18 protein-coding genes and 1 pseudogene are annotated in these 20,092 nt (G+C 71.3%); 7 read left to right on the top strand and 12 right to left on the bottom strand.

The window, feature by feature from the left end; translation table 11 throughout:
• Positions 1-6: 6 nt before the first annotated feature.
• Positions 7-741 (bottom strand): MerR family transcriptional regulator, encoded by a 735-nt coding sequence (locus AB0F38_RS20490; RefSeq protein WP_361895066.1) that lies wholly within the window; start codon positions 739-741, stop codon positions 7-9.
• A 276-nt stretch (positions 742-1,017) separates the two neighbouring features.
• Between AB0F38_RS20490 and AB0F38_RS20485 the strand changes: the two genes are divergently transcribed.
• The gene (locus tag AB0F38_RS20485) at positions 1,018-1,650 is read left to right on the top strand and encodes a TetR family transcriptional regulator (RefSeq protein ID WP_361895063.1); all 633 of its coding nucleotides are present in this window, start codon (positions 1,018-1,020) and stop codon (positions 1,648-1,650) included.
• A gap of 156 nt (positions 1,651-1,806) precedes the next feature.
• Here the strand turns inward: AB0F38_RS20485 and AB0F38_RS20480 are convergent, their stop codons facing one another.
• Positions 1,807-2,685 carry an oxygenase MpaB family protein gene (locus AB0F38_RS20480; protein WP_361895060.1) on the bottom strand — a complete coding sequence of 293 codons (879 nt, stop codon included), beginning with the start codon at positions 2,683-2,685 and terminating at the stop codon, positions 1,807-1,809.
• Between the two features lie 31 nt (positions 2,686-2,716).
• Positions 2,717-2,968, bottom strand: a complete 252-nt coding sequence (locus AB0F38_RS20475; protein WP_361895057.1) for a hypothetical protein — start codon at positions 2,966-2,968, stop codon at positions 2,717-2,719.
• 406 nt (positions 2,969-3,374) lie between these two features.
• On the opposite strand from AB0F38_RS20475, the gene AB0F38_RS20470 reads away from it, so the two are divergent.
• The 4 genes and pseudogenes from AB0F38_RS20470 to AB0F38_RS20455 all read left to right on the top strand — a co-directional run bounded on the left by AB0F38_RS20470 (position 3,375) and on the right by AB0F38_RS20455 (position 7,995).
• Positions 3,375-4,277 (top strand): oxygenase MpaB family protein, encoded by a 903-nt coding sequence (locus AB0F38_RS20470; protein ID WP_361895054.1) that lies wholly within the window; start codon positions 3,375-3,377, stop codon positions 4,275-4,277.
• Positions 4,258-4,428 (top strand): annotated as a pseudogene (locus AB0F38_RS20465) (carboxypeptidase); the annotation flags it as partial. The gene AB0F38_RS20470 and the pseudogene AB0F38_RS20465, both read left to right, overlap by 20 nt.
• Before the next feature lie 74 nt (positions 4,429-4,502).
• Entirely contained in the window at positions 4,503-6,242 is a 1,740-nt protein-coding gene (locus AB0F38_RS20460; RefSeq protein ID WP_361895051.1) for a BCCT family transporter, read from the top strand.
• Between the two features lie 112 nt (positions 6,243-6,354).
• Positions 6,355-7,995: an ABC-F family ATP-binding cassette domain-containing protein gene (locus tag AB0F38_RS20455; protein ID WP_361895048.1), complete on the top strand. Its 1,641-nt coding sequence runs from the start codon at positions 6,355-6,357 to the stop codon at positions 7,993-7,995.
• Between the two features lie 57 nt (positions 7,996-8,052).
• Here AB0F38_RS20455 and AB0F38_RS20450 read toward each other — a convergent pair whose 3' ends face one another.
• From AB0F38_RS20450 to AB0F38_RS20430, 5 genes are all read right to left on the bottom strand, one after another.
• Complete coding sequence (locus AB0F38_RS20450; RefSeq protein WP_361895045.1) at positions 8,053-9,345, bottom strand: pectate lyase; 1,293 nt, start codon at positions 9,343-9,345, stop codon at positions 8,053-8,055.
• A 509-nt stretch (positions 9,346-9,854) separates the two neighbouring features.
• A complete protein-coding gene (locus AB0F38_RS20445) occupies positions 9,855-12,302 on the bottom strand; it encodes a Tex family protein (protein ID WP_361895041.1) in 2,448 nt (815 codons plus the stop codon).
• 152 nt (positions 12,303-12,454) lie between these two features.
• Positions 12,455-12,583 (bottom strand): LPFR motif small protein, encoded by a 129-nt coding sequence (locus AB0F38_RS20440; protein WP_361895038.1) that lies wholly within the window; start codon positions 12,581-12,583, stop codon positions 12,455-12,457.
• Positions 12,584-12,655: 72 nt separating this feature from the next.
• Positions 12,656-13,519 (bottom strand): hypothetical protein, encoded by an 864-nt coding sequence (locus tag AB0F38_RS20435; protein ID WP_361895035.1) that lies wholly within the window; start codon positions 13,517-13,519, stop codon positions 12,656-12,658.
• A gap of 58 nt (positions 13,520-13,577) precedes the next feature.
• Positions 13,578-14,363: an enoyl-CoA hydratase/isomerase family protein gene (locus tag AB0F38_RS20430; protein WP_361895032.1), complete on the bottom strand. Its 786-nt coding sequence runs from the start codon at positions 14,361-14,363 to the stop codon at positions 13,578-13,580.
• Positions 14,364-14,443: 80 nt separating this feature from the next.
• On the opposite strand from AB0F38_RS20430, the gene AB0F38_RS20425 reads away from it, so the two are divergent.
• Positions 14,444-15,031 carry a DUF308 domain-containing protein gene (locus AB0F38_RS20425; protein WP_361895029.1) on the top strand — a complete coding sequence of 196 codons (588 nt, stop codon included), beginning with the start codon at positions 14,444-14,446 and terminating at the stop codon, positions 15,029-15,031.
• A 148-nt stretch (positions 15,032-15,179) separates the two neighbouring features.
• A complete protein-coding gene (locus AB0F38_RS20420; protein WP_361895026.1) occupies positions 15,180-15,635 on the top strand; it encodes an ATP-binding protein in 456 nt (151 codons plus the stop codon).
• A 25-nt stretch (positions 15,636-15,660) separates the two neighbouring features.
• On the opposite strand, the gene idi is transcribed toward AB0F38_RS20420, so the two are convergent.
• The 4 genes from idi to galE all read right to left on the bottom strand — a co-directional run bounded on the left by idi (position 15,661) and on the right by galE (position 19,987).
• On the bottom strand, positions 15,661-16,254 hold the full coding sequence (gene idi / locus AB0F38_RS20415; RefSeq protein WP_361895023.1) for an isopentenyl-diphosphate Delta-isomerase: 594 nt from the start codon (positions 16,252-16,254) through the stop codon (positions 15,661-15,663).
• A 149-nt stretch (positions 16,255-16,403) separates the two neighbouring features.
• Positions 16,404-17,660, bottom strand: coding sequence for a bifunctional class I SAM-dependent methyltransferase/N-acetyltransferase (locus AB0F38_RS20410; protein ID WP_361895020.1), 1,257 nt, complete (start codon positions 17,658-17,660; stop codon positions 16,404-16,406).
• A 238-nt stretch (positions 17,661-17,898) separates the two neighbouring features.
• Complete coding sequence (locus AB0F38_RS20405; protein WP_361895017.1) at positions 17,899-18,840, bottom strand: cation diffusion facilitator family transporter; 942 nt, start codon at positions 18,838-18,840, stop codon at positions 17,899-17,901.
• Between the two features lie 163 nt (positions 18,841-19,003).
• The gene (gene galE, locus AB0F38_RS20400; RefSeq protein WP_361895014.1) at positions 19,004-19,987 is read right to left on the bottom strand and encodes a UDP-glucose 4-epimerase GalE; all 984 of its coding nucleotides are present in this window, start codon (positions 19,985-19,987) and stop codon (positions 19,004-19,006) included.
• Positions 19,988-20,092 lie beyond the last annotated feature (105 nt).

Here is a 20,092-nt window from a genome sequence, read left to right as displayed (position 1 = left end):
CCGCGTTCACTCCTCGGTGAACGCGGCCCGCAGCTCCTCCTTCAACGACCGCTGGAAGGCCGTCAGCAGGGCCTGGAGCACCATCGGCTGCATATGGGCGGACAGCGACTTCATCGCCTTCACGTGCTCCGGGTCCGACTCCCGCTCCCGGTACGGATCCCACACCTCGTCCCGGAACAGCCGTGTCAGCTCATGGGCGGCCGACCGGGTGTGCTCCAGCAGGACCGTGCGCGCGGCCAGGATCGTCTCGTGCGCGATCGGGACGTCCAGCAGCTCCACCCCGAGCCGCAACAGCCCGACATCGACCCGGTGCGTGTCGTCCTCGGCGCCGCCGGGACGTTCCAGCACCCCCATCGCCGCCAGGCGGTCCACGTCCGAGCCGGTGAGGCTCCGGCCCGCACGCCGCTCCAGCTCCGCCCGCGTCATGTCCTCCGTGGAGTCCGGCGCCCAGGACGCCACCAGGGCCCGGTGGATCGCCAGGTCGTGCGCGCTCAGGTCCGGCGGCAGCTGCTCCAGATAGCGCTCGATCGCGGCGAGCGTCATGCCCTGGTGCTGGAGCTCCTCGATCAGGGCGAGGCGCGAGAGATGGGCCGGACCGTAATGCCCGACGCGGCGCGGCCCGATCACCGGGGGCGGCAGCAGGCCCCTGGTGCCGTAGAAGCGCACGGTGCGCACGGTGACTCCCGCGCGTGCCGCCAGCTCGTCGACCGTGAGCGTCGGCTCCTCGGTTCCGGTGGCCATGACTGCTCCTTGTCGCCGACAGCTCGGTCCTGCTGTACCCGTGCACCGATCAAGTGCAACAGTATTGCTGTCTCACCACTGTTGTGAAAGTGTCCGGCACCGTCGAAGCACCGTCCCACCCCCGGCCCGGGCCGCGGAGCGAGGCGGCCGCAAGGTTCGCGGCCCCGCGCATACCGAGCCCCCGGCAGTCCTCCGACACGTTACAGAGTGACGGACTGGGTATCTGTGTTCCGTGGTCGTTGTGGTTGAGTGGTCACGGCGGAACGGGGAGGGCCCATGGCGGCACGGAGCACGAGCGAGGCACTGCTGGCCCGCGCGCTGGCCGAGTCACCGCCGTCGGACGCGCTGAGCGAGCAGATCCTCGACGCGGCACGCGAGCAGTTCATGACCTTCGGGCTGCGCCGCTCGACCGTCGACGACGTGGCCAAGCGGGCCAAGGTCTCGCGGGTGACGGTGTACCGGAGGATCGGCAACAAGGACAGCCTGGTCTCGGCCTGCCTGCTGCGGGAGTACCGCCGCTTCGTCGTGGACGTCGACGACGCCGTGGCCGCACTGCCCACCCTGGAGGACCGGCTCGTCGCCGGCTTCGTCGCCGTCCTCCAGCACATCCGCGAACACCCCTTGGTGGGAGGGCTGTTGAAGCTGGAGCCGGAGATCATGCTTCCCTTCCTCACCCTGGAGAGCGGCCCGGCCTTCCTCGCGATGCGCGAATATCTGACCGACCGGCTGCGCCACGCCCAGCGCGCGGAAGGGCGGCCGGAGACGGATCCGACACCGGTCGCCGAGCTCATGGTGCGGATCACCGTCTCCTTCCTCCTCAATCCGGTGAGCTGCTTCGAGCTCGACGACGAAGAACAGGTACGTGCCTTCGCCCGCCGCTACCTGGTGCCGCTGATCAGCGCCGGGTGACCGTGCTCGGAACCGCGCGTGCAGCTTCCGGCCGAGCTCGACCGCCCGGGCTGACTTCGCCCGGGGCGTCGCGAACGAGGTCAGGTCCACCGCCGGCGCGAACCGCCGCACGGTGACCGAGTGGGGTGCCGTGGACGGGGCGGTTCGCCGGGGGCGTCATGACTTCTCCATGGGCAGGGGTTCCAGCGGACGGCTCTGCGCCCAGTGCGGACCGAGGTCGTCGAGCCGGTATCCGAAGGGGTAGCTGCGTGCCCTGGGCCGGGAGGGCAGCCAGCGCGGCCGGGCGGGCAGCAGCCGTACGCCGCGGGACCGGGCCCGCACCATCCGCGTGGCGGTCGCCCGCACCCACCGAGGCTGGGCCGGGAAGCCGAGCGCCCGCAGCAGCGGCTCGTCCAGCAGGCCGAGCGAGAGCCTGGCCACCAGGGGGCGCAGCGGGGCCGGGTACCAGGCGGCCATGACCCGGAAGGTGGCGTTGGCGACCCGGCGGTTCGCCGGGTCGTACGCGAACATCCGCTCCTCGTACGAGTCGAGCAGTCTCTCGAACCCTTCGTAGGTGTCGGGAGCGCCCTCGATGCCCATCATGACGGCCATCCGCCGTCCCACCTCCGCCAGGGCCGCGGTCTCCTGCGCGCACAGCGGCCGCCACCCGAAGCGGTCGATCCAGCGTTTCGGGCCGACGACGGTCGTCGCCAGCACGTAGAGGTAGTCCTCGTTCGGGATGCGGTACTTGCCGTGGATGCGGTTGAGATGCCGGGCGGCCGCGCGGGCCCGCTCGGAGTCGAAGCCGTCGGCCGCCATCTCGTATCCGAACAGGACGGTGTCGTCGTAGCGCTTCTGACCGTTGCGCTCGAACTCCTGCGTGCGGTCGAGCAGTACGGAGATCCTGGGGACGCCGTAGTCGCGCAGGAAGGCGACGCTGATGCCCTGCCGGTAGTCCCAGGGGAATTCGTACTGTGACATCAGCCGGAGTATCTCGGCGCAGTCGTGGGCGGGATCCATCCGGCGGATCTCGCGCAGTCGGCTGTAGCGGCCCATGGTGGGCGACCTCCTCGGTGATGGAGCCGGTTCAGGTGCGGGGCGCGGTGAGACCCGTGAAGCGGACGTCGCAGGCGTCGACGAGGACCCGGCCCGCGAGGGGAGGATGCGCCGGGACGACGTCCGCTCCGACGCGGATGCGCGGGGTTCCGACATCGATCACGGGGATCCGGACCGACGCCGTCAGCACCGTCGCGCAGACGTCGACCTCGGGGATGTCGAGCCGCACGTCGAGGGTGGACGGGGTGCCGTCGGGGCCCGCAGCGGTGGTCCGTACGAACATGACCGCCGAACTCTCCCCGTGCGTGCGACCTCCAGTGCTCAACACGCCTGCTGAGTACGTCATCTGACGGTCCCTCTCGCCGAGAGTCAAAGTTACAAATACTATTGACTTGTTTCATGAGGTGCGTCAACACCGCAGACACGGATTCGAGGAAGGGGCCCCGCGGAGACATGCGCCAGGCCGCCGAGCCGTCCTCGGCCCCAGGGCACCGCCCAGCGCCGTACCGCGCTACTTCGCGTACCGTGCGCATCGGACACCCCGTGGAAACGGTTCGCCCGGCTGGTCCGGGTGTGGTGACCCTGATCCCGTCCATCCCCGCGGCTCGCCGGCGCGCTCGCGATCGCATACTGGAACACACACGGCCCGGGCACCGGTCCGAGCACCCGCCGACCCCTGGGAGCCCCGCATGACCAGCGCAGGCGACCCCGTACCGCCCCCGCCGGGCGGCGTGCTGTGGAGTCTCGCCGGCGACGTCCGCGGCCTGCTGATGCTGCCCGCGGCCCTCGCCCTCCAGGTCGCCCACCCCGCGGTCGGCGCGGGTGTCGACGAGCACTCGGTCTTCCGCAGTGACCCGTGGGGACGCGGCGAACGCTCGCTGCGCTCACTCCAGCTCTGGGTGTACGGGGGAGAGGCCGCGGCCGAGGAGGGGCGCAGGCTCCGGAAGCTGCACCGCACCATCCAGGGCACCGACACCCGCGGCCGCCGCTACCACGCGCTCGCCCCAGCGAACTACGCCTGGGTGCATGCCACCGGCTTCCCGGTGTACCAGCACGCCGCGCGCTATCTGGTACGTCCCCTGAACGACGCGCAGGAGCGCGCGCTGTACCGGGAATGGCTCCAGGTGGGGCGGATCCTCGGCATCCACGACCGGGACATGCCGCAGAGCATCGAGGAGTTCTGGCCCTACTACCGCAAGATGCTGGCCGAAGAACTGGAGGCGACCGCGGTCGTCCGGGAGCTGGTCGCCGCCGACCGCCCCGTACCCCCGCCCGACCTGGGCCCGCCGGCCGTGCGCCCGCTGGTCAGGGCGGTGTGGCCGCTCCTGCTCCCGCCGCTCGCCCGGTTCCGCAGCTTCATCACCGTGGGCCTGATGCCGCCGGACGCCCGTGTGGCGATCGGGCTCGCGTGGACCCCGGCCCAGGAGCGCAGGCTCAAGCGGCTGTGTGCCGTCGTCCGGCTGGTGGTGCCTGTGCTTCCCGAGAGACTGCGCTATCTGCCGCTCGCCCGGTCCGCGCGGGCCGCCTGGCACGCGGAGCGGAAGGGCCGGGGGCCCGGCAAGCAGACGGCCGCAGCACGCGGACGTCGCTGACGAACTGGCCCTGCACGGTGCCGCTTCCCGCCATGACGGTCACGGAGCGTACGTGCCGCTGCGGCAGCCGGCCCGTGGGCTGGTCCCGCTCCTGCTGGACGGAAGAGCGGACGGTCGCCTCACAAACGGTCAGGACGTGGCAGCTTGTTGATCCCGGGAGATGTGCGACGCGTGTGGTAATGCCTACGGGGAGCGAAATTTCGCACTGCGTGAAAGGTGCCATTTGTGTCACACGACGAGCAGAGAACGGGCGGGCGGGGTGAGTACCTGCCGGTCACGGCCGATCTACCCGCCGACCCGCACCGCGGACGGCGCCCCATCACCGACCGGGTGGTCTTCGGCGTCACGGCGGGGCTCACCGTCGCCTTCGTGGTCTGGGGCTCCACGGCCACCGACTCGCTGGAGAGCGTCTCCACCCGGTTGCTCAACGGGCTCATCCACAACGGTGGTTGGGCCTTCATGCTGGCAGCCTCCGGGTTCGTCGTCTTCGCGCTCTGGCTCGCGATCAGCCGCTACGGGACGATCTCGCTCGGACAGGAGGGTGAGAAGCCCGAATTCCGGACGATCTCCTGGGTCGCGATGATGTTCAGCGCGGGCATGGGAATCGGCCTGATGTTCTACGGGGTGAGCGAGCCGCTGGCCCACTTCGTCGATCCACCCCCCGGCACCCGCCCCGCCGACGCCGCCGAGGCGATGCAGACGGCGATGGCGACCACGCTCTTCCACTGGACGCTGCATCCCTGGGCGATCTACGCGGTCGTCGGGCTCGCCATCGCGTACAGCACCTACCGGCGGCGCAGGCGGCAGACGATCAGCGCGGTCTTCGAACCGCTCATCGGAACCCGGCACGCCCACGGGGCCGGCGGCCGGATCATCGACATCCTCGCCATCTTCGCCACCCTCTTCGGCTCCGCCGCCTCCCTGGGTCTCGGAACCCTCCAGATCGGCAGCGGATTCCAGGAGCTCAACTGGATGGAGAAGACCGGCACCGGCCTCCTCGTGGCGATCATCGCGGTCCTGACCGTCGCCTTCGTCGCCTCCGCGGTGTCCGGCGTGGAGAAGGGCATCCAGTGGCTCTCGAACATCAACATGGTGCTGGCGCTGATCCTGGTGGTCTTCGTCTTCGTCGCCGGCCCCACCATCATCGTTCTTGACCTGCTGCCCACCTCGGTCGCCGCCTACTTCGGTGACCTCGCCCAGCTCGCCGGGCGCACCGAGGCGACCGGCGAGGGCGAAGTGGCCGACTGGCTGGGCAGCTGGACGGTCTTCTACTGGGCCTGGTGGATCTCCTGGACGCCCTTCGTCGGGATGTTCATCGCCAGGATCAGCCGGGGCCGGACGATCCGGCAGTTCGTGGGCGGCGTGATCCTGGTGCCCAGCACCGTCAGCCTGGTCTGGTTCGCCGTGATGGGCGGTTCGGCGATCAAGCTGGAGGAGGCCGGCCGCCTCACCGGCGTCGGTGACACCCCGGAAGCCCAGCTCTTCGGCGTCCTCCAGGAGTTCCCGATCGCGACGGTGATGAGCATCCTGGTCATGATCCTGGTGGGCATCTTCTTCGTCTCCGGCGCGGACGCCGCCTCGATCGTGATGGGCACGCTCTCCCAGAAGGGCGTGCTCGAACCCGCCAAGTGGGTTGTCGTCTTCTGGGGTGTCGTCACCGGCGCCGTTGCGGCGGTCATGCTGCTCATCGGGGACGGCAAGGGCGATGCGCTGGCAGGGCTGCAGAATCTCACCATCCTGGTCGCCGCGCCGTTCACCCTCGTGATGATCGGGATGTGCGTCTCACTGGTGCGGGACCTGCGGGAGGACCCGATGATCGTCCGCAGGGAGTTCGGTGTGGAGGCCGTCGAATCCGCGGTCATCGAGGGCCACGCCAGGTACGACGGGGACTTCGAGATCCGGATCGGTCCGGGTACCGCGGAGGTCACCACCGACCAGCGGCACAAGGACGGCCCCTCCGCCTGACCAGGGGGCTGCGGCCCGGCCCGCCGGCCGGGCCGCACGCCGGCCCTCAGCGGCACCCCGGCGGGCACCACGGGGAGCGCGCCCGCGCGGGTTCGTTAGGATCGGCACCCTGATGACTGCCACTCTCGTCGCCAAGGAACTCGCCGCCGGGCACGGCGACCGCACGCTCTTCGCCGGGCTCGACCTCGTCGTCGCACCCGGCGACGTGATCGGTCTCGTCGGAGCCAACGGTGCGGGTAAATCGTCGCTGCTGCGACTGCTCGCCGGGCTCGACCGGCCGGAGGAGGGCGAGCTGCGGCTCTCCCCGCCCAGCGCCACCGTCGGACACCTCCCGCAGGAGCCCGAGCGCCGCCCGGGCGAGTCCGTACGGGAATTCCTCGCCCGTCGCACCGGCGTCGCCGACGCACAGACCGCGATGGACACCGCGACCCAGGCGCTCGTCGACGGAGCGCCCGGCGCGGACGACGCGTACTCCGAGACCCTGGAGCGCTGGCTCGCCCTCGGCGGCGCCGACCTGGACGAACGCGCCGAGGAGGTGGCCGCCGAGCTCGGCCTGACCGTCGGCCTGGACCTCCCCATGGCGGCGCTCTCCGGCGGCCAGGCAGCCCGTGCCGGGCTGGCCTCGCTGCTGCTGTCGCGCTACGACGTGTTCCTGCTCGACGAGCCCACCAACGACCTGGACCTCGACGGCCTGGAGCGCCTCGAACGCTTCGTGTCCGGGCTGCGGGCCGGCACCGTGGTCGTCAGCCACGACCGTGAGTTCCTCATGCGTACGGTCACCAAGGTCCTGGAGCTGGATCTCGCCCAGCAGCAGATCAACCTCTACGGCGGCGGCTACGCCTCCTACCTGGAGGAACGCGAGCGCGCCCGCTCGCACGCCCGCGAGGAGTTCGAGGAGTACGCGGACAGGCGCTCCGCACTGGAGGGCCGCGCGCAGATGCAGCGGGGCTGGATGGACAAGGGCGTCAAGAACGCCCGCCGCAAGGCCACCGACAACGACAAGATCGGCCGCAAGTTCCGCAGCGAGGCCAGTGAGAAGCAGGCCGCGAAGGCCAAGCAGACGCAACGCATGATCGAGCGCCTCGACGTCGTCGAGGAGCCCCGCAAGGAGTGGGAGCTGCGGATGGAGATCGCCTCCGCCCCGCGCTCCGGATCCGTCGTCGCCACCCTCCGCGACGCCGCGGTGGCCCGCGGCGACTTCTCCTTCGGCCCTGCCACCCTGCAGATCGACTGGGCGGACCGCGTCGCCATCACCGGCGCCAACGGGGCGGGCAAGTCCACGCTGCTCGCCGCCCTGCTGGGCCGCCTGCCGCTCGACTCGGGGCACGCCTCGCTCGGCTCGGGCGTCGTCGTCGGCGAGGTCGACCAGGCACGCAAGCTCTTCCACGGCACGGAGAGCCTGCTGGACGCGTTCTGCGCCGCCGTGCCCGACACCGAACCGGCCGAGGTGCGCACGCTGCTCGCCAAGTTCGGCCTGCGGGCCGGCCATGTGCTGCGTCCGGCCACGACGCTCTCCCCGGGCGAACGCACCCGCGCCGGTCTCGCACTCCTCCAGGGCAGGGGCGTCAACCTGCTGGTCCTGGACGAGCCGACGAACCACCTGGACCTGCCGGCGATCGAGCAGCTGGAAGGGGCGCTCGACGCGTACACCGGCACGCTGCTCCTGGTCACGCACGACCGGCGGATGCTGGAGGCCGTCCACACGACCCGCCGGGTCGAGGTCGCCGACGGCAAGATCGCCGAGAGGGTCTGACGCGGGAACCCGCCCCTCCCGGAGTGCGGGAAGGGCGGGTCAGGTGCGCGGGCGGCCTCAGTCGACGTAGGTGATGTCGGACGAGGAGTAGATGCAGTTCGTGCCGTCGGCTCCCGAGCCGATCTCGCTCGGCTCGCCGCTGGTCGTGCCCCGGTACTTGGTGCAGATCTTCATGTCACGGTCGCCGTCCTCGTAGATCGTGACGCCCGAGATCCGTGCCGTGTCGCCGTAGTTGGTGTTGATGCCGACCAGGCTCGTGCCGGGGGCCGTCGCCCAGATGTTCTGCAGCTGGATGTGCCGGGCGTTCTGCGTGGAGCAGTTGCCGCAGGAACGGACCAGCTTGCCGAAGTCGTCCACCTGGAAGTTCTTCACGACCAGGGTGCCGACGCCGTTGTGCTGGAAGACCTTGTCCTGCGCCAGCTTCGCGCCGCCGCCGTCGATCGTGCGGACCGTCGAGGAGGAGCCCCCGCGGAAGGTGGCCGCGTCCTCGCCCACGTCCTCCCACCAGACGTTCTTGAGGGTGCAGGTGCCCGCGCAGTGCACACCGTCCGCCGCCGGAGCGCCGAGGATGACGTTTTGCAGGGTGGCGCCGTCCGCCAGCTTGATCATCGGGGGCTGGTCCTCGTCCTGGCCACCGCTGCCCAGGTCACCGGTGCCGTACAGGCGCTTCAGACCACCGTCGTACGTGCCCGAGACCTCGATGGTCGCGGAGACCGCCTGGCTGCCGTTGGCCGTCGGCCAGGACGGCGGGGAGTCAGGGTCGGCCGGCGGGTCGGTCGGCGGGTCCGTGGGGGTCGTGCCCGACGCGGTGAACGTCCAGCTCTTGCTGGTCACCGAGTCGCAGGAGTTCTGCTGGACCAGGGCGCCGGAAGCCGTCGAACTGTCCTTGACGTTCAGGCACTTGCCGCCGTTGCTGTTGACCACCCGGTAGGTGTTGCCGCTGACCGAAGCGAGTGTCCACACCTGGGTCGCCGCACCGCTGCAGCTCTGCTGCTCGACGGCCTTGCCCGCGCTGGTGGAGGCGTCCTTCACTCCGGCGCACCGGGAGCTGTGCGCGGCGGCCAGTGTGTAGCCGCTGCCGGAGGCGGTGAGCTTCCACGTCCGGTTGGCCGCACCGTTGCAGGCGCTCTGGTCCAGCTGGGTGCCGTCGGAGGTGCTCGCCCCCGGGACGCCCAGACACAGCCCGCTGGCCGCGTTCTTCAGGCTGTACGAGCCCGTGGCCGGGGCCGCTGTCGCCGAGCTGGTCGCGAACAGTGCGGTGAGGCCCGCGGCGATCACGGAGACAGTGGCGACAAGTGAGGCGGCCGCACGGCCACCACGCCTTCTGACGTGCTGATTCTTGGTGCGCACTGGGTGTTCCTTTCACCGCCTGCGGTGTCCTCCGCAGGCACCTGTCGGTGGATGGGGGCGGTGGTGAAGGGCGTTCCTGATTCCCGAAAGGATTCTGATCAATGAATCAGGTTCGTGTATGTGAACAGCAGTGACGGTACGTCACCACATCCGAACGGTCAAGAAGTTGGTACGGGCGATCAGCCGGCAGGTTGTGCCGGGGTGGCCGTGGAGCCCGGACGGCCATGGTGGCGATGGCCGTCCGGGGATGGCCGTCCGGGGATGGCTCGGTCGGTGACGGTGTCGCCCATGTCAATGTGCGGTGCGCGGCCGGTGCGAGGTGCCGACTCGTCGTGCAAGCGCTTTCATCGGTGACTGGCATCAGGGTGGCGGCGGGTCCTGGACATGTCAATGCTTCGGGCAACGCCCGTTCCGCGTAACGGCCTTGTGCCCCTGAGCCCGGCGCTCCGGGGCCGGGAACGCAGGGAGCGGGCGGACAGGAGGAGCTCCCGTCCGCCCGCTCCGTCGCCTCAGCGCTTACGGCCGCCCCGGTCCGAACCCGTCAGTCCTGCGCGTCGCAACGCGTCGGCCATCGCACTGTTGGCCGGTGCGGCGGCGGGACGGGGAGCGGCACCCTGGACGCCGTCGCGCGCCCGGCCCTGACCGCTGGACTGACGGCCGCCGGCCTGCGCCTGCCGCTGTCCCTGCCCGCCCTGCCGCTGGCGCGGCGGACGCTCACCGTCGCCCTGACCGTTCCTCTCGCGCCGCGGCCCCTGCCCGCCGCTCTGTGCGGTTGCGGCCTCGTCGTCCAGCCGCAGCGTCAGCGAGATCCGCTTGCGCGGGATGTCGACGTCCATGACCTTCACCTTCACGATGTCGCCCGGCTTCACCACATCCCGCGGATCCTTGACGAACGTCCGCGACATCGCCGACACATGCACCAGACCGTCCTGGTGGACGCCGATGTCCACGAACGCGCCGAACGCCGCGACGTTCGTGACCACACCCTCGAGCACCATGCCGGAGGCCAGATCGCCGATCTTCTCGACGCCCTCCTTGAACGTGGCCGTCCTGAAGGCGGGGCGCGGGTCACGGCCCGGCTTCTCCAGCTCCTTGAGGATGTCCGTCACCGTCGGCAGACCGAACTTCTCGTCCACGAACTCCTCGGGCCGCAGCGACCGCAGGACGTCCGCGTTGCCGACCAGCGAGGCGACGTCGCCGCCCGTCCGCTTCACCATCGTCCGCACCACGGGGTACGCCTCCGGGTGCACGCTCGACGCGTCCAGCGGGTCGTCGCCGTCCCGGATCCGGAGGAAGCCCGCGCACTGCTCGTAGGCTTTCGGGCCCAGCCGGGCCACGTCCTTGAGCGCCCGGCGGGACCGGAACGGACCGTTGGTGTCCCGGTGCGTCACGATGTTCTCGGCGAGACCGGAACCGATGCCGGACACCCGGGAGAGCAGCGGTGCCGAGGCGGTGTTGACGTCGACGCCGACACCGTTCACACAGTCCTCCACCACCGCGTCCAGCGAACGCGACAGCTTCACCTCGGACAGGTCGTGCTGGTACTGGCCGACGCCGATCGACTTCGGGTCGATCTTCACCAGCTCGGCCAGCGGGTCCTGCAGCCGCCGGGCGATCGATACGGCGCCGCGCAGCGACACGTCCATGTCGGGGAGTTCCTGAGAGGCGAAGGCCGACGCCGAGTACACGGACGCGCCCGCCTCCGACACCATCACCTTGGTGAGCTTCAGCTCCGGGTGCCTGTCGCACAGTTCACCGGCGAGCTTGTCGGTCTCGCGCGAGGCCGTACCGTTGCCGATCGCGATCAGATCGACCCGGTGCTCCTTCGCCAGCCGCTCCAGCGTGGCCAGCGACTGGTCCCACTTGTTCGCCGGCACGTGCGGGTGGATGACGTCCGTCGCGACGACCTTGCCGGTGGCGTCCACCACGGCCACCTTCACGCCGGTGCGGAAGCCGGGGTCGAGCCCCAGCGTCGCGCGGGTGCCGGCCGGTGCGGCGAGCAGCAGATCACGCAGGTTCGACGCGAAGACGCGTACCGCCTCGTCCTCCGCCGCCGTGCGCAGCCGCAGCCGCATGTCGATCCCGAGGTGCACCAGGATCCGCGTCCGCCAGGCCCAGCGCACCGTGTCGCCCAGCCACTTGTCACCCGGCCTGCCGCGGTCGGCGACGCCGAAGCGGCGGGCGATCATGTTCTCGTACGTCGACGGGCCGGGCCGGCCGGGGTCCGCGGCTTCCTCGGGCTCCAGGACCAGGTCGAGCACGTCCTCCTTCTCACCCCGGAGCATCGCCAGGACCCGGTGGGAGGGCAGCGCGGTGAACGCCTCCGCGAAGTCGAAGTAGTCGGCGAACTTCGCGCCCGCCTCCTCCTTGCCCTCGCGCACCCTCGCCACGAGCCGCCCGCGCGACCACATGCGTTCCCGCAGTTCGCCGGTCAGGTCGGCGTCCTCGGAGAAGCGCTCGGTCAGGATGGAGCGGGCACCCTCCAGGGCCGCCGCCGGGTCCGCCACGCCCTTGTCCGCGTCGACGAACGCGGCCGCCGCGGCCAGCGGGTCCCTCGACGGATCACCGAGCAGCCCGTCCGCCAGCGGCTCCAGCCCCGCCTCGCGCGCGATCTGCGCCTTCGTACGGCGCTTCGGCTTGAAGGGCAGGTAGATGTCCTCCAGCCGCGCCTTGGTGTCGGCCGCCCGGATCCGCGCCTCCAGCGCGGTGTCGAGCTTGCCCTGCTCGCGTACGGAATCGAGGACCGCCGTACGGCGGTCCTCCAGCTCCCGCAGGTACCGCAGCCGTTCCTCGAGCGTGCGCAGCTGCGCATCGTCGAGCATCTCGGTCGCTTCCTTGCGGTAGCGCGCGATGAACGGCACGGTCGAACCGCCGTCGAGCAGCTCGACGGCGGCCCTCACCTGACGCTCACGTACGCCGAGCTCCTCGGCGATCCTGCCTTCGATGGACGTCGTCACGGTTTTCCCGACTCGCCTTCTCGTGCTGGCTGTGCCGGCCGTGTGCCACGCAGTGGCCCACGGCCGGGGTGGTCCCCTTCGCCTGCATTGTGCCGGGTGGCCGGGTGCCGTGTCGCGTGACCTCGTCGGACGCGCTGCCGCGGACCGCCCGCTCAGGCGCGCCGGGCCCGGCCGCCACGCGACGCGCCGCCGAAGAGCTTGGCCACCAGCCGGAAGGGGAGCGTCACCACGGTGCCCACGGCGGAGCCGATGGTACGGACGAGGTCTGCGATCGTGCGCATGATGTTCTCCTTCGTCGAGGTGTCTGTGTGCCTGTGCGCCTGACCACGACCGAGGCCCGTAAACGTTCCGGCTCAGCCCTTTCCGACGAGGTCGTCCGGGAACGCTCCGGCGGCCGCGGCGGTGAACAGGTACCCGCGGGCCAGCTCGGTCAGCCGCTCCACGCCCGCCGCGCCCAGGTGCTCGTACGGTGCGGCGTCCATCCGGTCCGTCGCCTCCTCGAGGCCGGCCCTGAGGGCCGTGCCCGCGTCCGTCAGCTCGCCCGCGCCGTCCAGCAGACCGCGCCCGCGCAACCGCTCCACCGCCGCGTCCCAGTCGGTACGCCGCCAGCCGCGGGTGGCGAGGATCCAGCGGGGCGCCATGCCCTTGCCGGTCGCGGTGTGGCTGACCAGGGCCTCGACGGGGTCGAGGCCGGCCGCGAGCAGGGCGGCGAGGTGGGCGTCGCCCCGGTGCTCGCGCAGCAGCGTCGCACCGTGCCAGAACGCGAGGTGCGGCTCGTCCGGCACCGGCAGATCGGCGTGGGCGGCGTACAGCGGCCGGGCGTGGCGGGTGCAGGCCTCCGCGGCGCGCAGGGCCAGACCGGCGGCCTCCGCCATCCCGGGGGAGGCGATCACGTCCTCGCCGAGCACCCGGCGCAGCGTCGTGTCGGCGGCGCGCAGCCGTGCGTCGAGCGCGGCCTGGGGCGAGGCCACGGACCACACGGCAGGCAGATGGCGGGCCACCAGCTCGTGGTTGAAGTTGTAGAAGGTGGCGGTGACCGCTCCGGCCCTGACGGCGCCCAGCGCCGCCCCGCGGGCGGCGAAGTACGCGGCGCTCGCATCGTCGATGCCGAGCTCGCCGAACTCCGCGCCCAGGTCGGGGGAGAAGTAGACGCAGGAATGCAGGGGGTTGACGGAGTTGTGGCAGCGGCGCCCGGCGCGCGGAGGAAGAGTGCTCATACCAGCACGTTACCGACTGGTCAGTACGCCGTGTGGACCAGGTCGGCCGGGAGCCGCTTCAGCCTGCGGTGGCAGCGGTCCCCGCAGGCTCCGTGGTCCAGGTGAATCGGGGGGTGCGGCGCTCCAGGAAGGCGGCGACCCCCTCCGCGGTGTCGCCGCTGCCACGCGCCTGCTCCGACCAGTACGCGTCCCGGTCCTCACGGCCGTCGGCGAACTCCTTCGCCGCCGCCTGGGTCAGCTGCGAACGCGAGGCCAGGACCTGCGCGAACGACCGCACCCGCGCCTCCAGTCCGCCCCGAGGCAGTACCTCGTCCACCAGCCCCGTGCGCAGCGCACGCTCCGTACCGATCAGTTCGCCCGAGAAGAGCAGGAACTTCGCGGTGGCCGGGCCCACCAGCGAGACCAGCCGCCGGGTCGACGAGGAGGGGTAGACGATCCCCAGCTTGGCCGGGGTGACACCGAACGACGCACCGTCCTCGGCGAACCGCAGATCACATGCCGCCGCGAGCTGACTGCCGCCGCCCACGCAGTACCCGCGCACCGCGGCCAGTGTCGGGCGGGGGAACGCCGCCAGGGCCTCCTCCGCCCGCACGGCGAGCTCCTGCGCACGGCTGCCGGGATCCCGGAGCGAGCCGATGTCCGCGCCGGCGCAGAAGGTCTCCCCGGCGCCGGTGAGCACCAGCACCCGGACCGCCGGGCCGGCGGCCAGCCGCTCCAGCAGACCGGGCAGCGACCGCCACATGTCCGCGGTCATCGCGTTCCGCTTGGCGGGGTTGCTGATGACGACGCGGGCGACGCCGTCCGAGACGGTGTGCTCCAGCCGCGCCTGTTCCCTGGGATCCATGCGCCGGATGCTATCCGTAGGCTCCGTACCTATGATCAAGAAGGGGTCGCGAAGCGGGCACGCACCTTGAGGAGCTGTCGATGGCCGGACCCACGACCGAGGGCAAGAAGCTCAACCGCAGTTTCGGCGGGCTCGCCCTGCTCGGCGTCCTGCTGGTGATCGCGGGGCTCGTCGGCCTCGTCTACACGGGCGTCGCCACGCTCACCTCGATGATCCTCTTCGGCTGGCTGCTGCTCATCGGCGGCCTGGTCGGCCTCCTGCACGCGATCCAGGCCCGCGGTACCCCGTACTTCTGGCTGGGCGTGGTCGTCGCCGCACTGAACATCGCGGCCGGGGTCGTCGTCCTGCGCCACCCGGAAGGCACGGCCGAGGCGCTGACCATGTTCGCCGCCCTGCTCTTCCTCACCGGGGGAGTGTTCCGGCTGGCCGGCAGCGTCGTCGTGCGCGGCCCGCAGTTCGGCTGGACGCTGCTGCAAGGGGCGTTCGGGCTGCTGCTGGGGCTGCTGGTGCTCTTCGACTGGCCGCACAGCAGCCTCTACGTGCTCGGCTGCTTCTTCTCGCTGGCCCTGCTCTTCGACGGTCTCGGACTCATCGCGATCGGGGTCGGCGGCCGACGCATCGTCAGCCTGGTCACCGACCAGATGACGCCCGAACCGGACGAGAAGTAGTCCTTCCGGCTGACGCTGTCCCACCCGCGCGGTCACCTTGCTCCCCTAAGTGACCACTTGTGGTCGGAGGCTCGGTACGGACCGGAGTCGTCCCGAGACTCATTACTCGATAGTCGGTGACGTACGAGTCGAGAGCGGGTGCCGGTCCATGGAGAGCCGCGGGAGTGTTCCGGCCCGTCCCGCGCCGTACGAAGGGGTGTGGCGCTTCACCGCCCCCACCGTCGACGCCTCGGTGCCGCAGGCCCGGCACGCCGTCAGGGACCTGCTGGCCCGCCAGGGCGTACCCGTCGACGACGACGTCCTGCACGGGCTGCTGCTGATCGTCTCGGAACTGGTCACCAACGCGGTCAAGCACGCGGCGCTGCTCTCACCCGAGCTCGCCGTCGAGGTGGCCGTAGGAGCCGGATGGATCAGGGTCGCCGTCGAGGACGACCACCCCTACCGCCCCACCGCGCTGGTCACCGACCACGGGCGGACGGGCGGGCGGGGGCTCCTGCTGGTCCGCGAGGTCACCGCCGAGGCGGGCGGCACCTGCGACGTGGAGCACACGGCGGGAGGAGGCAAGATCATCTGGGCGGCGCTGCCCCTGAAGACGCAGCTCTGACCGCCCCCACGTGCGCCGCGCGGCCTCACCAGCCCGCGGACGGACCCGTCAGCTCCCGGATGGCGGGGCGCGCGGCATCCAGCACCGTCATGAACCAGGCCGAGAACGGGGCGGCCGCATGCCGCTCCGCGAGCTCGGCCGCGGTCACGTACGCCGTCTCGCCGACCTCCTCGGCGTCCGGCCGCAGCTGCTCCTGCGCCATCCCGACGAACAGGTGGTTGAACTCCTGCTCCACCAGCCCCGACACCGGGTCGGGGTGGTTGTAGCGGACCGTGCCCGCGGCGGCGAGCAGCGAGGGCGAGATCCCCAGCTCCTCGTACGTACGCCGGGCGGCCGCCGCGAAGGGCGCCTCACCCGGGTACGGATGACCGCAGCAGGTGTTCGACCACACGCCGGGGGAGTGGTACTTGCCGAGCGCGCGGCGCTGCAGCAGCAGCCGCCCCTGTTCGTCGAAGAGGAAGACGGAGAACGCCCGGTGCAGCTGACCGGGAGCCTGGTGGGCGGCGAGCTTCTCCGCCGTGCCGATGGTGGTGCCGCTCTCGTCGACCAGTTCGAGCATGATCGCGTCTGCTGTGCCGTTCGACGAGCTGTGCGCCGCGGTGGCTGTTGTGGTCGGCATACCCATCCTTCGCTTTGGCACCCGGCCTGGTGCGCCGGGCCCTCTGGTCCGGACAAGTCTGCCGTACAAAGGCCGCTCGTCCTCACTTCGGGTGCTGGCATGTCCGTCCCGCCGCACCCCGGAGGGCACGGCGGGACGGAAAGGCCGCGTCAGACCCCGAAGGCGGCCGGATAGCGGATCGTGCCCGCCGGCACCGGCACGGACGCGTCCAGGACCAGCGCCATCATCGCCTCGTCGGGAACGTCGAAGCCAGCCCGGATCCCGAACCGGGACGCCGGTACGAAACCGAACGCCGGGTAGTACCCGGGATGGCCCAGCACCAGGACGAGCGACTCGCCCCGCAGCCGCGCCGCGTCCATCGCGGCCCGGACGACCGCCCGGCCCGCTCCCCGGCGCTGGTGACCGGGAGCGGTCGCCACCGGGGCCAGCGCGAGCGCCGGTGCGTCCCCGACCCGGCAGCGGGTCAGCAGGGCGTGCGCCGCCACGGAGCCGTCGGGGGCCTCGGCCACGTACGACAGGCCGGGCAGCCAGGCGTCGAGGTCGGTGCGCAGCGCGTCCACCAGGGCCGCCTCGGCCCGGGTGGGGAACGCCGACGAGACGACCCCGTGCACCGCCTCGCGGTCGGCGGGTTCCTCCGGGCGCGTACGCCAGCGAGGATCGAAGGGGCGCAGCACATAGCCGGCGTATCCGTACTCGTGGCCGTACGCGCGCCGTGCCGCCAGCTCCGCACGGGTGGCCGCGAGCGCGGCCTCCATGCCGGGAGCCGACGGATCGGACGCCGCCACCCTTCCGGCCAGCGGGACGTAGTACTCGTCCCAGTCGCTCTCGGGCTGCACGAACAACCCGAGCACATGGCAGCCGGCCGCCACGGCCGCCGTCGTCGTGGCCCCCACCGTGCGCAGCGAGACGTGCTGCTCCTCCCAGAAGGCACGGGCCCCGGCGGACGGGGAGCCGGTGGTCCAGACGCACTCGGTGATCACCATCGAACCACCGGGGACGAGCAGTCGCTGCCAGTCACGCAGCGCGGTGTCGAAGCCGATGCAGTACGCCGAACCCTCGGCCCAGACGAGGTCGAAGGAACCGTCCGCGAAATCGGGGCCGGTGAGGGCGCCCATGTCGCCTCTGACGGTACGGATCCGGTCGCCGAGCCCACGGGCCTCGGCGGCCTCGCGCAACTCGTCGAGAAACGGCTGGTGCAGATCGACCGCCGTCACCTCGGCACCCGCCTCGGCGGCGAGCAGCAGGGCGGCCCTGCCCGGACCGCAGCCCAGGTCGAGTACGCGGGGACGGACGGGCTGCGGGCCCGCGAGCGCGAGCAGCCGCCGGGTGGTGTCGTCGGAGCCCGGGCTCTGCCTGGGCAGCCGGTGGTGCAGTGCGAAGAACGCGTCGTACGTGTGATCGGTCAACGTGGGAAACCCTTGGATGAGAGGGCTCCGGCCGACGGCGACGTGGAAACAGCCGAGAGTCAGCCGAGAACCCGGAAGATGAGGAAGGACCGGTCGCTGCGCCGGGCAGCAGTCGTCGCGACAGTCATCAACCTCAGCTCCTTCTCACTTCGGGATCCGGTACACACAGGCCTACGGGCACGGGAAAACGCGTGCCCGGACGTACGCCGGAAATCCTAGCACCGGAGCCTGCGCCGGCTCAGTGGCAGAGCCTCGCCTCGTGCTGCGCGTGCCCGCTCGGCTCCAGCTGGAAGGTGCAGTGCTCGACATCGAAGTGATGGCCCAGACAGCCCTGCAGGTCGTGCAGGAGCTTCTCGTGTCCGATCGAGTCCAGCATCTCCTGGTGCACGACCACGTGCGCGGACAGGACGGGCATGCCCGAGGTGATGGTCCAGGCGTGCAGGTCGTGGACGTCCAGCACCCCGGGCAGGGCCGTGATGTGGGCGCGCACCTCTGCCATGTCGACGCCCTTGGGCGCCGACTCCAGCAGCACGTCGAGCGTCTCGCGCAGGAGCTTCACCGTCCGCGGGACGATCATGAGGCCGATCAGCAGTGAGGCGATCGGGTCGGCGGCCTGCCACCCGGTGGCCATGATGATGCCCGCCGAGACCAGCACCGTGACCGATCCGAGGGTGTCCGCGACGACCTCCAGATAGGCGCCCCGCACATTGAGGCTTTCCTGCTGCCCGCGCGTCAGGAGGGACAGGGAGACGACGTTGGCGACCAGACCGACGGCGGCGAACGCGATGGCCAGTCCGCCCCGCGTCTGCGCCGGTGTGATGAAGCGGTCGACGGCCTCGAAGACCAGATAGCCGCCGACCCCCAGGAGCAGCAGGCAGTTGGCCAGCGCCGCGAGGATCTCGGCGCGGGCGAAGCCGAAGGTGCGGTTGGGTCCGGCCGGCCGGTTGGCGAAGTGGATCGCCAGCAGGGCCATGCCGAGGCCGAGCGCGTCGGTCGCCATATGGGCCGCGTCCGCGATCAGGGCGAGCGAGTCGGCGAGCAGTCCGCCGACGACCTCCGTCACCATGACGCCGAGTGTGATGCCCAGCGCGACCCTGAGCCGGCCCGTGTACGCGGCGGCGGCCGTGCCCGTCGGGGGCGGCCCTCCGTGCGTATGCCCGTGATCGTGGCCAGCCCCCATGGAACGCCTCCGGAACGCGTCGCACCACTCGGGCGCCGACCGCCCGATGTGGCCAGTGAACTACGGGCGGGGGGTATCGGGCAACACGGCATTGAACACCGTTGTCATATGCTCTGACCTGCGGAAACGCTCGCAGGTCAGAGCGGCGGCAGGCTGCCGCGGGTCAGTCGGCGCGGGCCTGCGGGTGGCGCAGGCACCAGCCCTCCCAGGCCGACTCGACCATCTCGCGCATCCCGCGCCGTGCCGTCCAGCCCAGCTCCTCGGTCATCCTGGCGGCCGACGCGACGGCACGGGCCGCGTCCCCCGGCCTGCGCGGCTCCACCACGGGCTCCACGGGGCGGCCGGTGACCTCGCCCACCAGGTCGGCGAGCTGCCGTACGGAGACACCCTCGCCGCGGCCGATGTTCACGGTCAGATCCTCGCCGGCGCCCTGGCCGGCCAGCCGCCGGGCCACGGCGAGGTGCGCGTCGGCGAGGTCGGCGACATGGATGTAGTCGCGGACGCAGGTGCCGTCCGGCGTCGGATAGTCGTCGCCGAAGATCCGCGGCGCCTCACCACGCGTCAGCCGGTCGAAGAACATCGGTACGACGTTGAAGACGCCCGTGTCGGACAGTTCGGGGCGGTCGGCACCCGCCACGTTGAAATACCGCAGGCAGGCCGTGGAGATCCCGTGCGCCCGCCCTGTCGCCCGCACCAGCCACTCACCGACGAGCTTGGTCTCGCCGTAGGGGTTGATGGGCGCGCACGGGGTCTCCTCGGTGATGAGGCCGGCGTCCGGGACGCCGTACACCGCCGCCGACGAGGACAGGAGGAACTGCCGCACACCGGCCGCGACCACGGCCTCCAGGAGCACGGACAGGCCGGTCACGTTCTCCCGGTAGTAGAGCAGCGGCCTCTCGACGGACTCGCCGACCTGCTTCTTCGCCGCGAGATGGACCACACCCGTGATCGCGTGCTCGGCCAGCACCCGGTCGAGCAGCCCGCGGTCGTGGGCCGATCCGCGCACCAGTTCGATGTCCGCGGGCAGTCGCCCGGCGATGCCCGTCGAGATGTCGTCGAGCACGACGACCTTCTCCCCGGCCCCCGTCATGGCCCTCGCCACGTGTGCCCCGATGTAACCGGCCCCGCCTGTGATCAACCACGTCATACGCGTCAGCTTAGGCGGCCCGCGGTCCGGCCCGCCGCGTCCCTCCCCCCGCCCGGCGGGCCGGACCGCGGGCCGGGCGCGGTTTGTGGGGCGAGGCATTGATCG

Source organism: Streptomyces sp. NPDC025273 (assembly GCF_040638585.1).
GTDB classification, from domain to species: Bacteria; Actinomycetota; Actinomycetes; order Streptomycetales; family Streptomycetaceae; genus Streptomyces; species Streptomyces cinereorectus.
This window is presented reverse-complemented; position numbering and strand designations above follow the sequence as displayed.